This window comes from Burkholderia sp. AU6039, from assembly GCF_002223365.1.
Classification (GTDB): Bacteria; Pseudomonadota; Gammaproteobacteria; order Burkholderiales; family Burkholderiaceae; genus Burkholderia.
On the sequence record NZ_NKFK01000007.1, the window covers coordinates 433,523 to 447,663 of the forward strand.

The 14,141-nt window shown below is 68.0% G+C and carries 11 protein-coding genes; 4 read left to right on the forward strand and 7 right to left on the reverse strand.

The window, feature by feature from the left end; all coding sequences use genetic code 11:
- Nucleotides 1-276 precede the first annotated feature (276 nt).
- Nucleotides 277-1,113, forward strand: a complete 837-nt coding sequence (locus tag CFB39_RS34160) for a response regulator (protein WP_089476273.1) — start codon at nucleotides 277-279, stop codon at nucleotides 1,111-1,113.
- Nucleotides 1,106-3,451 (forward strand): sensor histidine kinase, encoded by a 2,346-nt coding sequence (locus CFB39_RS34165; protein ID WP_089476530.1) that lies wholly within the window; start codon nucleotides 1,106-1,108, stop codon nucleotides 3,449-3,451. Before CFB39_RS34160 ends, CFB39_RS34165 begins: the two co-directional genes overlap by 8 nt.
- A 139-nt stretch (nucleotides 3,452-3,590) precedes the next feature.
- Here CFB39_RS34165 and yjfF read toward each other — a convergent pair whose 3' ends face one another.
- The 5 genes from yjfF to CFB39_RS40415 all read right to left on the reverse strand — a co-directional run bounded on the left by yjfF (nucleotide 3,591) and on the right by CFB39_RS40415 (nucleotide 8,755).
- The gene (gene yjfF, locus CFB39_RS34170) at nucleotides 3,591-4,679 is read right to left on the reverse strand and encodes a galactofuranose ABC transporter, permease protein YjfF (RefSeq protein WP_089476531.1); all 1,089 of its coding nucleotides are present in this window, start codon (nucleotides 4,677-4,679) and stop codon (nucleotides 3,591-3,593) included.
- Entirely contained in the window at nucleotides 4,676-5,716 is a 1,041-nt protein-coding gene (locus CFB39_RS34175; RefSeq protein ID WP_089476274.1) for an ABC transporter permease, read from the reverse strand. The genes yjfF and CFB39_RS34175 overlap by 4 nt, the downstream gene beginning before the upstream one ends.
- A complete protein-coding gene (locus CFB39_RS34180; protein WP_089476275.1) occupies nucleotides 5,713-7,227 on the reverse strand; it encodes a sugar ABC transporter ATP-binding protein in 1,515 nt (504 codons plus the stop codon). Before CFB39_RS34180 ends, CFB39_RS34175 begins: the two co-directional genes overlap by 4 nt.
- A gap of 74 nt (nucleotides 7,228-7,301) precedes the next feature.
- The gene (locus CFB39_RS34185; RefSeq protein ID WP_089476276.1) at nucleotides 7,302-8,264 is read right to left on the reverse strand and encodes an ABC transporter substrate-binding protein; all 963 of its coding nucleotides are present in this window, start codon (nucleotides 8,262-8,264) and stop codon (nucleotides 7,302-7,304) included.
- 122 nt (nucleotides 8,265-8,386) lie between these two features.
- The gene (locus CFB39_RS40415) at nucleotides 8,387-8,755 is read right to left on the reverse strand and encodes a hypothetical protein (RefSeq protein ID WP_179257778.1); all 369 of its coding nucleotides are present in this window, start codon (nucleotides 8,753-8,755) and stop codon (nucleotides 8,387-8,389) included.
- Nucleotides 8,756-8,896: 141 nt separating this feature from the next.
- Here CFB39_RS40415 and CFB39_RS34190 point away from each other — a divergent pair, with 141 nt between their 5' ends.
- Both CFB39_RS34190 and proP read left to right on the forward strand, forming a co-directional pair.
- Nucleotides 8,897-9,943 (forward strand): DNA topoisomerase IB, encoded by a 1,047-nt coding sequence (locus CFB39_RS34190; RefSeq protein WP_089476277.1) that lies wholly within the window; start codon nucleotides 8,897-8,899, stop codon nucleotides 9,941-9,943.
- Nucleotides 9,944-10,217: 274 nt separating this feature from the next.
- Entirely contained in the window at nucleotides 10,218-11,687 is a 1,470-nt protein-coding gene (proP, locus tag CFB39_RS34195; protein WP_089476278.1) for a glycine betaine/L-proline transporter ProP, read from the forward strand.
- Between the two features lie 77 nt (nucleotides 11,688-11,764).
- Here the strand turns inward: proP and CFB39_RS34200 are convergent, their stop codons facing one another.
- Nucleotides 11,765-12,589, reverse strand: coding sequence for an alpha/beta fold hydrolase (locus CFB39_RS34200; protein WP_089476279.1), 825 nt, complete (start codon nucleotides 12,587-12,589; stop codon nucleotides 11,765-11,767).
- A gap of 203 nt (nucleotides 12,590-12,792) precedes the next feature.
- The gene (locus CFB39_RS34205) at nucleotides 12,793-13,785 is read right to left on the reverse strand and encodes a LysR substrate-binding domain-containing protein (protein WP_089476280.1); all 993 of its coding nucleotides are present in this window, start codon (nucleotides 13,783-13,785) and stop codon (nucleotides 12,793-12,795) included.
- Nucleotides 13,786-14,141: the final 356 nt, after the last annotated feature.

Sequence of the window (14,141 nt, forward strand, 5' to 3'; positions counted from 1 at the left end):
CAAACTGATTCACCCGCGCCATCCCATTCCAATTATTCCAAATTTACCCGGCAATAAAGACCGATTATTAAAAGCCGATTCGGCATGTTTTTCCACTTCCGTTTCTTCCGGCCGGACGCGGTGGCGGCAAACACGCAACACCCGCCGCACAAGCCCCCACGGACCACACGGAATCCTCACAATGTGACCTGTTGTCGGCATATAATTTTTCGCAACAATCGCGCAGAACGCGATGCACTTCATCTGACCGGCCACCCTTCCACCGCCTCCGCAACCATGTCATCCCGCTCGTCCAGTTCGGCGTCGCCTCGTCCCACGCCGGATCTTGCTGACGCACATATTCTTGTCGTCGACGATCGCCCGAACGACCTGCGGCTCCTGACCGAGATCCTGCGTGCCGCACGGTGCCGGATCAGCGTCGCGTTCGACGGGCTGCAGGCGTATCACCGTGCCCAGGCGATCGCGCCCGACCTGATCCTGATGGATGTCCGCATGCCGCGCATGGACGGCTTCGCCGCGTGCCGGCTGCTGGCGTCGACGCCGTCGACGCAATCGATCCCGGTCATCATCCTGACGGCCGCGGGCGATCTCGAGGATCGCATCGCGGGGCTCGAAACCGGCGCGATCGACTACATCATCAAGCCGTTCGAGCCGACCGAAGTGCTGGCCCGGATCCGCAATCACCTGAAACGCGCGCGGCGCAGCCAGCCGTTCGCGCATCTGCCCGAGCTGCCCGACAACCCGGATGCCGCCCTCGTGCGCGCGGCGTCCGAGGTCCTGCTGCGCGACCTGCGTCATCCGCCGGCGCTCGAGGATCTCGCCAGACAGGTCGGCACGCACGAGAAGCGTTTGTCCCGCGTGTTCCGCGACCATCTCGGCCAGACCGTGTTCGAATATCTGCGCGACACGCGCCTGCGCGCCGCGATGCACTTTCTCGCGGAGACGTCGATGGGGATCGGCGACATCGCCGAGGAAATCGGCTTTTCCACGCCCGGCAACTTCGCCACCGCCTTCCGCGAACGCTTCGGCATCACGCCGTCCGACTGGCGGCGCCAGCGCCATGCGGTCAATGCCCCGCCCGCCGCACCCGGGGCGCACCATCACGATGGGTAGGCGCCACGCGGCATGGGCCGCCGGCTGTCGCGCGGTGCTGCTGCTCCTGCTCGCGATGGCCGTCACCTGCGCGACGGCGCGCGCCGCGTCGACGCCGAACCCCGCGCAACTGGACGCCGTGTCGGTCTTCGAGGACGCGAGCACGACGATGTCCGCCGCTCAGGTCGCCGCACGGCTCGCCGATCCGGCGCATGGCACGCCGGTGGCCGGCGCGTCGTCGTTCAACGTCGAGTTCTCGCGATCGGCGTGGTGGATCCGCGCCACGCTGACCAACCGCGACAGCGCCGCGCGCCCGCTGGTGCTGGTGATTCGCGACGCCCGCGTCGACCAGGCGGACTTCTATCTCGGCCGGAACGGCGGGTGGATGCTCGACAACCGCTTCCCGGCCGCCGGCGCCGGTAGTGACGCCCGACCGTCATCGCGCTACCCGGCACTCGACGTCACGTTGCGCGCCGGCGAAAGCGTCCCCGTCCTGATCCGCGTCACGTCGCGCAAGGAAATGCGGCTCGCGCCGGCCGCGTTCACGCGCGCGGCGTGGGATGCGCTGGAACGGCGCGCGACGATGTGGGACTTCGGCTTCTTCGGCGGGTTGCTCGCGCTGATGTGGTGCGCGCTGCTGATCGGGTTCTTTTCGCGCAGCGGCGTGTTTCACGTGCTGGCCGCGGTGGCGCTGGGCACGACACTGTTCGAAGCGGCTTACCGCGGCTATCTGGCGCTGGCGTTGCCGCCTGCGCTGCGTGAATGGTCGGCGCGCGGCGAAGTGATCTTCGCGTACCTGGCGGTGTCGTGCTTCGTCGTCTTCATCCTGATGGTCGCCCGGCGCGAGCAGGCGAAGCTGCCGATGCGCGCGATCTACATGGCCTTCCTCGCGCTCGAAGGGGTCGGCATGATCGGCGCCGCGTGCGGCGACCTGCTGACGTTCACGTGGTTCTGCCTGCGGCTGAACGCGGTGCTCGGCATCGTCAACATCAGCCTCGCGCTGCTGCTCGCGATCCGCCGGACGCCGACCGGCCGCGTGATGCTGATCGCCATCGCGATCGCCACCTTCAACATGCTGATCCGCGTGCTCGACGGCATGAACACGCTGCCGCCGGCGCTCGCCTGGCTGAAATCCGACATCTTCCCGAACCCCGTCATCGCGGTCATCGGGCTCGCCACGCACCTGCTGGTGCTGGCCGCATGGATCCACCACGTCGGCCGCCAGCGTACCGAGGCGAGGAAGCGGCTCGAACACTGGCAGCTCACCGAACAGGATCGGCTGCGCGACGAAGTCGCACGCCGCACGCTCGCGCTCAACGACGCGCTGCAACAGGTGACGACCCACATGCAGCAGAAGATCGAGACGCTCGGCTACGTCAGCCACGACCTGCGCGCACCGCTGTCCACGATCAACGGCTATGCGAAGCTGCTGCTGCAAGGCGCGACGCGCGGCCAGGCGCGGCTGATCCGGTCGATCGACCGCAGCATCCGCTACCAGCTCACGCTGATCGACGAGCTGCTCGCGTTCACGAAGGCCGAGCTGCAGCCGCTCGGCGTGACGCCGGATGCGACCGACCTGCCCGGCCTGCTCGACGACATCGGCCACTATGCGCTCGCGCTGTGCGCGCAGCAGGACAACCGGTTCGTCTACCGGCCGGCCACGCCGCTGCCGCGCACGGTGTCGATCGACGGCATGCGGCTGCAGCAGGTGCTGCTCAACCTGCTGTCCAACGCATCGAAGTTCACGCGCGACGGCACGGTCACGCTGTCGATTCATGCCGCGCGCGAAGGCGACGCATGGCGCCTGCTGTTCGAAGTGGCCGACACGGGCATCGGGATCGACATCAGCGGCAACCGCGACATCTTCCGCGCGTACCAGCAGGTGCAGGCCGTGAACGGCGGCACCGGGCTCGGCCTGTTCATCGCGCAGCGCATCGTCGGCGCGATGGCGGGCGAGCTGGCCGTCGCCAGCCAGCCGGGCGTCGGCACGGCATTCTCGTTCGCGATCGTCGCGCCGGCCGTCGGGCACGCGCTCGTGCCGGTGTCGGAGCTCGTCCGGCGGTTTCATCCGGACGGCGAGGCCGAGCCGGAGGTCGCCACGCCCACGATGCCGTGCCCGCCCGACGATGCGCTCGACCAGCTGATCCTGCTGGCCGACAACGGGCAGCTGACCGATATCGAGGCATGGCTCGGCCCGTATGCGGACGAGCCGGATTACGCGGCCTTCGTGCGGGACGTGCGCGAACACCTCGATGCACTGGATCTGGACGCGATCGGGAAACTCGCCGGCTCGCTGAAACAGGCGCGCCGCGCCGCGACGGCGTTCGACGCCGAAGCCGACGCGGCCGGGCCGGCCTGACGGCACGGGCCACCGCGTCGCGCACGCGCCGATCGGGCACCGGCCGGCCGCCGGATGCGACCGCCCGCGAATCGACACCGGCCACCGTCGCGCCAGGTTGCTTCGTGCCGCTGCCGCCCCCCGCCGGCCGATGCGTGAGCTACAGCCGCCGCATCGTCGAAACCAGCGCGGCATCCTCGTCGGGCGATGCTGGCCGCGCCGGTGCGGGGCTGCGTTTCGGCCTCGGCGCACCAAGCCCCGTGCCGCCCGTGCGCCGCCGCGCGGCGTGCCGCTCGATCACCCGTTGCAGCACGCAGAACACGCACAGCAGCGCGCCGATCACGATCCGCGTCCACCACGAACTCAACGTGCCGTCGAACGTGATCAGCACCTGGATCGTGCCGAGGATGCCGACGCCGAACACCGAGCCGATCACATAGCCCACGCCGCCGGTGAGCAGCGTGCCGCCGATCACGGTCGCGGCGATCGCGTCGAGTTCCATGCCCTGGGCCTGCAACCCGTAGCCCGACAGCACGTACAGCGTGAACACGACGCCGCCGAGCGCCGAACAGAAGCCGCTCAGCGCGTACACGCCGACCTTCGTGCGCGCGACCGGCAGCCCCATCAGCAGCGCCGAACGCTCGTTGCCGCCGATCGCGTAGACGTTGCGGCCGAAGCGCGTGAAATGCGCGACGTAGATCGCGCCGGCCAGCGTCGCGAGCGCGATCAACGCGCCCGCGCTCAGCGTGCCGCCGCCCACCGGCACGCTGAAGCCCGCGATCGCATGAAACACCGGCTCGTTGATCGTGATCGACTGCGTCGTGATCAGGAAGCACGCGCCGCGCGCGAGAAACATCCCGGCCAGCGTGACGATGAACGGCTGCAGCCGGAAATAATGGATCAGCGCCCCCATCGCCGCGCCGTACAGCGCGCCGAACGCGAGCACCAGCGGCACGATCACCCACACGGGCCAGTGCAGCCGCTCGGCGCCGACCGCGCAGAAGATCGTCGTCAGCGCGACGACCGAGCCGACCGACAGGTCGATCCCGCCCGACACGATCACGAACGTCATCCCGATCGCGACGATCAACAGGAACGCGTTGTCGACGAGCAGCCCGGTCAGCACCTGCATCGAGAAGAAGCCCGTGTAGGTCACGGACCCGAAGCCGAACAGCGCGGCGAACAGCACGATCGTCACGACGATCGGCAGCGTGCGCGGGTCGGCGAGCCGGCCAAGGAATCGGTTCATCGCGGCGTCGCTCCGGAAGTGGCGCGCGAACGCGCGGAAGACAGCAGCCGCGACGCGTGCCGGACGACCCACGCACGTGCGGCCTCCGACTGGATCAGCGTCACGACGATCACGACGACCGCCTTGACGACGAGCGTCGCCTCCGGCGGCACGCCAATCGAATAGGTCGTGTAGGTGAGCGTCTGGATGATCAGCGCGCCGAGCACCGAGCCGGCGAGGCTGAAACGGCCGCCGAGCAGCGACGTGCCGCCGAGCGTCACCGCGAGGATCGCGTCGAGTTCGAGCAGCAGCCCCGCGTTGTTGCCGTCGGCGCTGCGCACGTTCGAGCTGGCCAGGATGCCCGCGAGCGCCGACATCACGCCTGAAAACAGATACACGCCGAACACGATCGCGCCCGAGCGCAGCCCGACGAGCCGTGTCGCGACCGGGTTCACGCCGATCGCGCGGATGAACAGCCCGAGCGCGGTGCGGTTCACCAGCAGCGCGGTCGCGGCGATCGTCGCCAGCGCGATCCACACCGCGCACGGCACGGCAGCGACATAGCCGCCGCCGAGCGCGAGGTAGCCGGGCGCGCCGATCGGGATGATCTGGCCGCCCGTCAGCAGTTGCGCGACGCCGCGGCCGGCCACCATCAGGATCAGCGTCGCGATGATCGGCTGCATCCCGACGAACGCCACCAGCAGCCCGTTCCATGCGCCGGCCAGCAGCCCGACGCCGAGCGCGGCGGCCAGCGCCACGCCGATTCGCGACGGGTCCGCTTCGAGCACGATCGCCGCGGCCGCCCCGGCGATCGCGACGATCGCGCCGACCGAGATGTCGATCCCGCGGGTCGCGATCACGAGCGTCATCCCGAGCGACACGATCACGAGCGGCGCCGCGCGGTTCAGGATGTCGACCGGCGCGCCGAACAGGTGAGCGTCGAGCAGCGTGATCGACAGGAAGCCCGGGCGATACGCGACGTCGAGCGCGAACAGCAGCGCGAGCGTCAGCACCGGCCAAACGAGCGAATGACGGAACAACGTGCGCAGCCGCGTCATGACTGGCCTCCCGCGATCAGCCGGTACACCTGCTCCTCGGACGCGTCGGCGCCGGTGAGTTCGGCGACCTTGCGCCGGTCGCGCAGCACCGCGATCCGGTGGCTCACGCGCACGACTTCGCTGATCTCCGACGAAATGAACAGGATCGCGAGCCCTTGCGCGCACAGCGCGAGCACGCGCTCCATGATGTCGAATTTCGCGGCGACGTCGATGCCGCGCGTCGGCTCGTCGAGAATCAGCAGCTTCGGTTCCGTCGCGAGCCAGCGCGCGAGCAGCACCTTCTGCTGGTTGCCGCCCGACAGCAACCCGATCGGCTGCTCCGCGTCGCGCGCCTTGATGCCGAGCCGCGCGATGTACGTATCGGCGAGCTCGCGCTGGCGCGCGCGCCCGATCAGCCGCCACCAGCCGCGCCGCGCCTGCAGCGCGAGAATGATGTTCTCGCGGATCGACAGCGCGGCGACGATGCCCTCCTTCTTGCGATCCTCCGGGCAATACGCGATGCCGTTGCGGACCGCGTCGTGCGGCGACGCGAGCCGCGTGCGCGCGCCGTCGATCTCGATCGCGCCGGTGTCGGCGCGCTCCGCGGCGAACGCCAGCTGCGCGGTTTCGGTGCGCCCCGAGCCGAGCAGCCCGGCCAGTCCGACGATCTCGCCGGGCCGCACGTCGAGGTCGAGCGGGCTCATCATCCCGCGCCGGCCGACCTGCTGCATCGACAGGAACGGGTCGGCCTCGCCGGCGGTGCGTTCGACCGCCGCCGCACCCGCCTGCAGCGTGTCGGACATCCGCTCGCGGCCGGTCATCTTCGCGACCAGCACGTCGACCGGCAGGTCGCGCGCGAGATACTCGCCTTCGCGCTCGCCGTTGCGCATCACGGTGATCCGGTCGGACACCGCATAGGTCTGCTCGAGAAAGTGCGTGACGAACAGGATCGCGATGCCCGATGCCTTCAGCCGGCGCAGCACGTCGAACAGCCGCGCGACCTCGCCGTCGTCGAGGCTCGACGTCGGCTCGTCGAGAATCAGCACGCGCGCGTCGACCGACACCGCCCGTGCGATCGCGACCATCTGCTGCACGGCGATCGGATACGCGTCGAGCGAGCGCGTGACGTCGAGCGCCAGGTCGAGTTCGGCCAGCGCCGCGCGCGAGCGTGCATGAATCGTGTTCCAGTCGATCGCGCCGCGCCGCATCGGCTGCCGGCCCGCGAAGATGTTCTCCGCGACCGACAGGTTCGCGCACAGGTTCACTTCCTGGTAGAGCGTCTGGATGCCGGCCGCCTCGGCTTCGCGCGGCGCGGCGAAATTCACCGGCGCGCCGCCGACGCGAATCTCGCCCGCGTCGTGCGCATGCACGCCGGTGAGCACGTTGATCAGCGTCGACTTGCCCGCGCCGTTCTGGCCCATCAGCGCGTGGATTTCACCCGGAAACAACCGGAAGTTCACGCGCTGCAGCGCGTTCACGCCCGGAAACGACTTGTCGATGCCGATCATCTCGACCACCGGCGGACTCTCCATGCATCCTCCCTCGAAACGGTTGGCGCCCGGGCGGCCGCGACACCGCCGCCCGCGCCGGATCGTCGGTACGTGGCTCAGTACTTGCGGGTCGGCAGCACCTGGGCCGCGACGTTCATCGGGAACACGGTCTCGTTCGTCACGATGCGCTTGGGCAGTTGCTTGCCGGCGACGACGTCCTTCACCGCGCTCATCAACTGCGGGCCGAGCAGCGGGCTGCATTCGACGTCGACGTTGATCTTGCCGGCCACCATCGCCTGGAAGCCGCCCTTGGTCGCGTCGAACGACACGACGCTCACGTCCTTGCCGGGCTTGATCCCCGCCTCTTCCATCGCCTGGATCGCGCCGAGCGCCATGTCGTCGTTGTGCGCGTAGACGACGTTGATCTGCTTGCCGTAGGTCTTCGCGAACGCCTCCATCACCTGCTTGCCGCCGGCGAGCGTGAAGTCACCGCTCTGCGATGCGATCACCTTGAACTTAGGATTGCTCTTGATCACTTCGAGCAGGCCGGCCCGCCGGTCGTTGGCCGGTGCCGAGCCGACCGTGCCCTGCAACTCGACGATGTTGATCGGACCCGGGTCGTTCTTGTAGCGCTCTTCCATCCAGTGGCCGGCGCGCCGCCCTTCCTCGAGGAAGTCCGAGCCGATCATCGTCACGTACAGCGACGGGTCCTTCACGTCGACCCCGCGGTCGGTCAGGATCACCGGGATATGCGCGGCCTTCGCTTCGGTCAGCACGGGCTCCCAGCCCGATTCGACGACCGGCGAGAACGCGATCACGTCGACCTTCTGCGCGATGAACGAGCGGATCGCGCGAATCTGGTTCTCCTGCTTCTGCTGCGCGTCGGAGAATTTCAGGTTGATGCCGGCGTCCTTCGCCGCGCCCTTCACCGACACGGTGTTCGCGGTGCGCCACGCGCTTTCCGCGCCGACCTGCGAGAAACCGAGCGTGATCGGCTTCTGCTGCGCGTGCGCGCCGCCGGCCAGCACCGTCGCCGCGGCAACGATCGCGCCGGCCGCCAGCTTCCTGATGAATGTCATGGTTCGTCTCCGATGATGTCGTTGTCTGCCGTTGCGCTGTTCTGTTTCTGCGTGGCGCAGGCACGGGTCGGGGCTGTGCGCCGGCCGGGGGCGTCGCGCCGGCCCGGTCTGCATGCCCCGCATCAGTCTAGAAACAAGTCCGATAACCTTCTAATGAAATATTGGATTGGGACGATATCGGATTCGGCATACGTATAAACACCTAAACGAACGACCCGGCCCGTTCCAGGCGGCCTTTGCCCGAGCCAGCGCACCACCGGCGCGTTGCCTCGCGGCATCGTAAAACGCTCGCTCCAGCCGACATCGACGATCTCCGCGGCAGCTTCGATGTTCGTTGAACGCGACACGGCGTCGACGCAATCCGCTCGATGCCGACATCGGGCCGCAGTCAGCTTGCCCGGGCGAAGCCGTTGCGTTGTTTCGTCGATGCAGCGGTAACAAACACCCGGACGCCCGTCCGGCGCGCGCTTGCGCTGGGCCTTCTCGCGCATGCCGGGAGTGGCGCACGGTTCTTGCTGCGCAGCGCCGGAACGTACGCATAAACAGGAGAAAACCGTGCGCGCAGGATGTCCGCCCGGAACGCAGCCCGACGATACGCGGATCGGCTCTGCCGTCGATCGACGCGCTGCAGCATGAAGAAGCGCGCCCCGTTGCAGCCGAATGCACGCATGCCCGCCGGGCCGCTGCGTCATGTCGACGACCGTCGCCCCGGCTATACGCGCCGGCCGCTCCGCAACGGCTTCGCGTATTACGGGCCGGACGGTGTGCGTGTGCGCGATGCCGACGAAATTGCCCGTATCAACGCGCTCGCGATTCCACCCGCGTACACCGACGTGTGGATCTGCATGGACCCGCGCGGTCATCTTCAGGCAACCGGCCGCGATGCACGCGGGCGCAAGCAGTATCGCTATCACCCGCTGTGGCGCGAGACGCGAGACGCGAACAAGTACGCGCGGATGACCGCGTTCGCGCGTGCGCTGCCGCGCATTCGCGCGCGCGTCACGCGCGATCTGGCGTTGCCGGGCATGCCGCGCGACAAGGTCGTGGCGACGATCGTCCGCTTGCTCGACACGACGCTCGCGAGGATCGGCAACGCGGAATACGCACGCGAAAACGGCTCGTTCGGGCTGACGACGTTGCGCAAGCGTCATTTGAAAATTCAGCCCGGCCAGGTGCGGCTGCGCTTCGCCGGCAAGAGCGGGATCGAACACGACGTGACGGTTGACGACGCGCGGGTCGCGCGCATCGTGCGGCGCTGCGCCGAACTGCCCGGGCACGAGCTGTTCCAGTATGTGGACGACGACGGCGTACGCCATCCGGTCGGGTCGTCCGACGTGAACGACTACCTGCGCGAGGCCGGCGGCGCGGATTTCACCGCGAAGGACTACCGGACCTGGGCCGGCAGCGTGCACGCGCTAGGGTTGTTGCGGCGCACCGAGCATCGCGGCGTCACGCACGCGCGCAAGCAGATCGTCGAGACCGTGCGCGCGGTGGCCGAGCTACTGCGCAACACACCGGCCGTGTGCCGGCGCTGCTACATCCATCCGGCCGTGCTCGACGCGTTCGAGGCGGGCACGCTCGCCGCGCTCGCGGTCCGGCGTACGCCGCGCGGCTTGCGCGTGGACGAAGCGGCGTTCGTGGCGTTGCTCGGCGGCGCACGCCGGCGCATGGGGACATGACTGCGCACATCGCCCGGACACCCGCTTCGACGCAGCCGGCCCCACACGAACCCGATGTCGTTTACCACCGGGTTCCGGGCGCATGACCGATAGCCGCCCGCGCCCGTTTCCCTAAACTGGTTCGCACAACACACCTGCCCGGTGTCGTCCGCTACGCGCGTCACGCCACCGGCATCGACGCATCCCCGAGACATCCGCCTTCGCTGTCCGTCGGCCCGCACGCCCCCGCTGCATTCCCGCCGGCCGCGCCGCCGAGGCATTCCAGGAGAGATCATTGAACCCGTCGCACGCGCGCCCCGCGAAAACCCGATCTTCGCGCCAGTCCGTCAAGCTGGATGACATCACGATCGTCGACCCCGCCGTCCTCAAGCGCGCGGTCGGCGCCATGGCGTTCGGCAACGCGATGGAATGGTTCGACTTCGGCGTCTACAGCTATATCGCCGTCACGCTCGGCAAGGTGTTCTTTCCGTCCAGCAGCCCGTCCGCGCAGCTGCTCGCGACCTTCGGCACGTTCGCCGCAGCATTCCTCGTGCGCCCGCTCGGCGGCATGGTGTTCGGCCCGCTCGGCGACCGCATCGGCCGCCAGCGCGTGCTCGCCGCCACGATGATCATGATGGCCGTCGGCACCTTCGCGATCGGCCTGATCCCCAGCTACGCGTCGATCGGCATCATGGCGCCCGTGCTGCTGCTCGTCGCCCGCCTCGTGCAGGGCTTCTCGACCGGCGGCGAGTACGGCGGCGCCGCCACCTTCATCGCCGAATTCTCGACCGACAGGCGCCGCGGCTTCATGGGCAGCTTCCTCGAGTTCGGCACGCTGATCGGCTATACGCTCGGCGCGGCGACGGTCGCGCTGCTCACCGCGTCGCTGTCGCAGGAAGCGCTGCTGTCGTGGGGCTGGCGCGTACCGTTCTTCATCGCGGGCCCGCTCGGCCTCGTGGGGCTCTATGTCCGGCTGAAACTCGAGGAGACGCCCGCGTTCAAGAAGGAGGCCGAAGCACGCGAAGCGGACGAACGCACGCGGCCGAAGCAGCGCTTCGCGACGCTGCTCGTCGAACAGTGGAGGCCGCTACTGCAATGCGTCGGCCTCGTGCTGATCTTCAACGTGACCGACTACATGGCGCTGTCGTACCTGCCGAGCTACCTGTCGGCGACGCTGCACTTCCGCGAATCGCACGGCCTGTTCCTGGTGCTGCTCGTGATGGTGCTGATGATGCCGATGACGCTCTACGCCGGGCACCTGTCGGACAAGGTCGGCCGCAAGCCGGTGATGATGGCCGGCTGCGTGGGCCTGCTCGTGCTGGCCGTGCCGGCGTTGATGCTGATCCGCACCGGCGGCATGCTGCCCGTGTTCGGCGGGATGCTGATCTATGGCGTGCTGCTGTCGTGCTTCACCGGCGTGATGCCGTCGGCGCTGCCCGCGCTGTTCCCCACGCGCATCCGCTACGGCGCGCTCGCGATCGGCTTCAACGTGTCGGTGTCGTTGTTCGGCGGCACGACGCCGCTCGTCACCGCGTGGCTCGTCGATCGCACCGGCGACCTGATGATGCCCGCGTACTACCTGATGGGCGCATCGTTCATCGGCATCGTGTCGGTGCTCGCGCTGCGCGAAACGGCACGCCAGCCGCTGCCCGGCTCCGCGCCGTGCGTCGCGAGCCGCGCGGAGGCGCTGAGCCTCGTTCGCGGCCCGGCCGACGAAGCGCGCGGGCGGAACAGGAAGCTCACGCCGGTCAGCGAACGCGCGTGATGCGGGTGCGGGTCGCGCGGGCGCTCATGACGTGACGCGACGCCGCGCGACATGCGGCGGCGTCGCGCGCAGCGGCATCAGCCTGCCGACAGCTGCTGCGCGTCGAACCATTCAAGCAGCATGCGCGTGACGAACGCGGGATTTTCCAGATTCGAGATGTGGCCGGCGTCCGGCACCAGCGCATGGGTGCAGCCGATCACGCTCGCCATCTTCACCGTTTCCGACGGCGGGCGCGCCATGTCGCCCGCGCCGCACATCAGCAGCGTGCGTTCGGCGTCCAGTTCGGCGAGTGCCGGCAGCGTGTCGGGCCGGCCGAAGATCAGCCGGCCGAGCGGGACGATCGATTGCCGCAACCGGTCGGCCGGCAGGTTCGCGAGCGCGTCGCGAAACGCGGACGGCACCGGGCCCGCCAGATTGACATCCGGCCGGAAGAACAGCGGCACGATCGCATCGAGCAGCGGCGGCGCGATACGGCCCGCGGCGGCGATGGCGTCAAGCATTCCGAAGTAGCGCAGCCGCGTCGCCTCGGGCTCGGCCTCGAGCGACGCATCCATCAGCACGAGCGAGCGCACGCGCTGCGGTTCGCGCAACGCGAGCCGCGCGCCCCACATGCCGCCGACACTGAGCCCGACGAGCGCGCACTGTTCGATCGCCAGCGCGTCGAGCAGCGCACTCGCCTGCGCCGCGAGATCGTCGAGCGTCTGCGTGCCTTCCGGCAGTGCACCCGATGCGCCGTGCCCCCACAGATCCGGCACGATGACACGATACTGACGCGACAGCGCGTCGATCTGCGGCGCCCACATCGCTGAATCCCACAGATAGCTGTGCCCGAGCAGCACCGGGAACCCGGTGCCGTGATCCTGGTAATGCAGGGTGCTGCCATGAATGTTCACTGCGGGCATGTCGTCTCCGGTGTGGGCGCGATCGGCAGCGGCCCGGAACCGGGCGCCGCGCTCGGCGGCGTGCTGCAACGAAGGCGAAGCGGCGCATCATCGCACAGGTTGCAGGCGCGGCGCATGACGGTTCGCACCTGAGTGCGCGTCGAACCTGCCGCATGCCCCTTCGACACGCACGCGCGACGGCATGACGGCGTGACGCGACCGTCCTATCCGACGCGATACATCGGCACCACGTTGCTGCCGGCCGTTTCCTGGTCCGACGCGAGCGGATGACTCGCCTGCTCGAGCAGCCAGTTGGTCAGCACCGCGATATCGAACTCGTTGCATGCATCCGGGTTCTGCACCAGCACGTAGCTGCCCGATGCGACCGTGCAGTGCGGGAACAGCTCGACGAGCCGGCCCTGCTTCAGCAGCCCGTCGACCAGCGGCCGCCGCCCGATCGCGATGCCGTGCCCGTCGACCGCGGCCTGCACCAGCTGGTCGTACTGGCTGAAATGCAGCGCGCCGGCGGGCCGCAGGCGCGGCACGCCGAGCTCCTTCAGCAGATGGCTCCATCCGTGCCACGGCCACTCGCCGCGCGGATCGTCGAGATGCAGCAGCACGTGCTTGTCGAGATCCTCCGGCTTCATCGACGCGACGTCGCCCGGTGCCGGCATCAGGCTCGGGCTGCAGACCGCCACGACATGCTCGCGAAACAGCACGTCCGTCTCGTCCGTCGACGTATACGGCCCGGCATATCGCACGGCCAGGTGCAAACGTTTGCGTTTAAGATCTTCAATTTCGCTCGTGGCGGATACGCGTACGTCGATGTCGGGGTAGCTGGCGCGGAACGAACCGAGGCGCGGAATCAGCCACAGCGCCGCGAACGAAACGGTGGTCGACAACGAGATCGCGCGCTGGCCCACGCTCGACGACAGCTTGCCGATCACCGATTCCAGGTCGGACAACGCGAACGAGATCGCGTCGTACAGCTCGCGCCCCTTGTCGGTCAGCGTCAGGGAACGTATGTGCCGGTGAAAGAGCTCGATCCGGAGCTGCTCCTCGAGCGCCTTGACCTGCCGACTCACGGCGGATTGCGTGACGTTCAGTTCCTGCCCGGCACGCGTAAAGCTCAAATGACGCGCCGCGCATTCGAAGCCTCTCAGGAAATCCAGCGAAGGCATACTTCTCAATCGCTTTGCCAATCTCACATTAGCCATACCGCCGCCTCAAAGTTGCACCCACCGACAGGCAAGTCGCCGTTCGTCTCCCTGACTCGTTTCTCCTTTTTGGATTCGGAAACGATTTTATATTGAAGCATGGATGCGGATCATTCTTATTTTCAATCGTGACACTCGTATTTATCTATCGATTTTCATCGGCCAGATATTCTTACATTACCATTATCAAGTAGTGATTTTGTAAATCAATAAGCGGCCAGAATGACGCGAAGAACGACCGACGAAATCGCGTAAAAACAGCATATTACAGGCGCAAATCGACATCATGACGGCGATACAGATGCCACAGCAGACGCACGTCCGCGCACCTACAATTCAATTTCAATCACCAAACG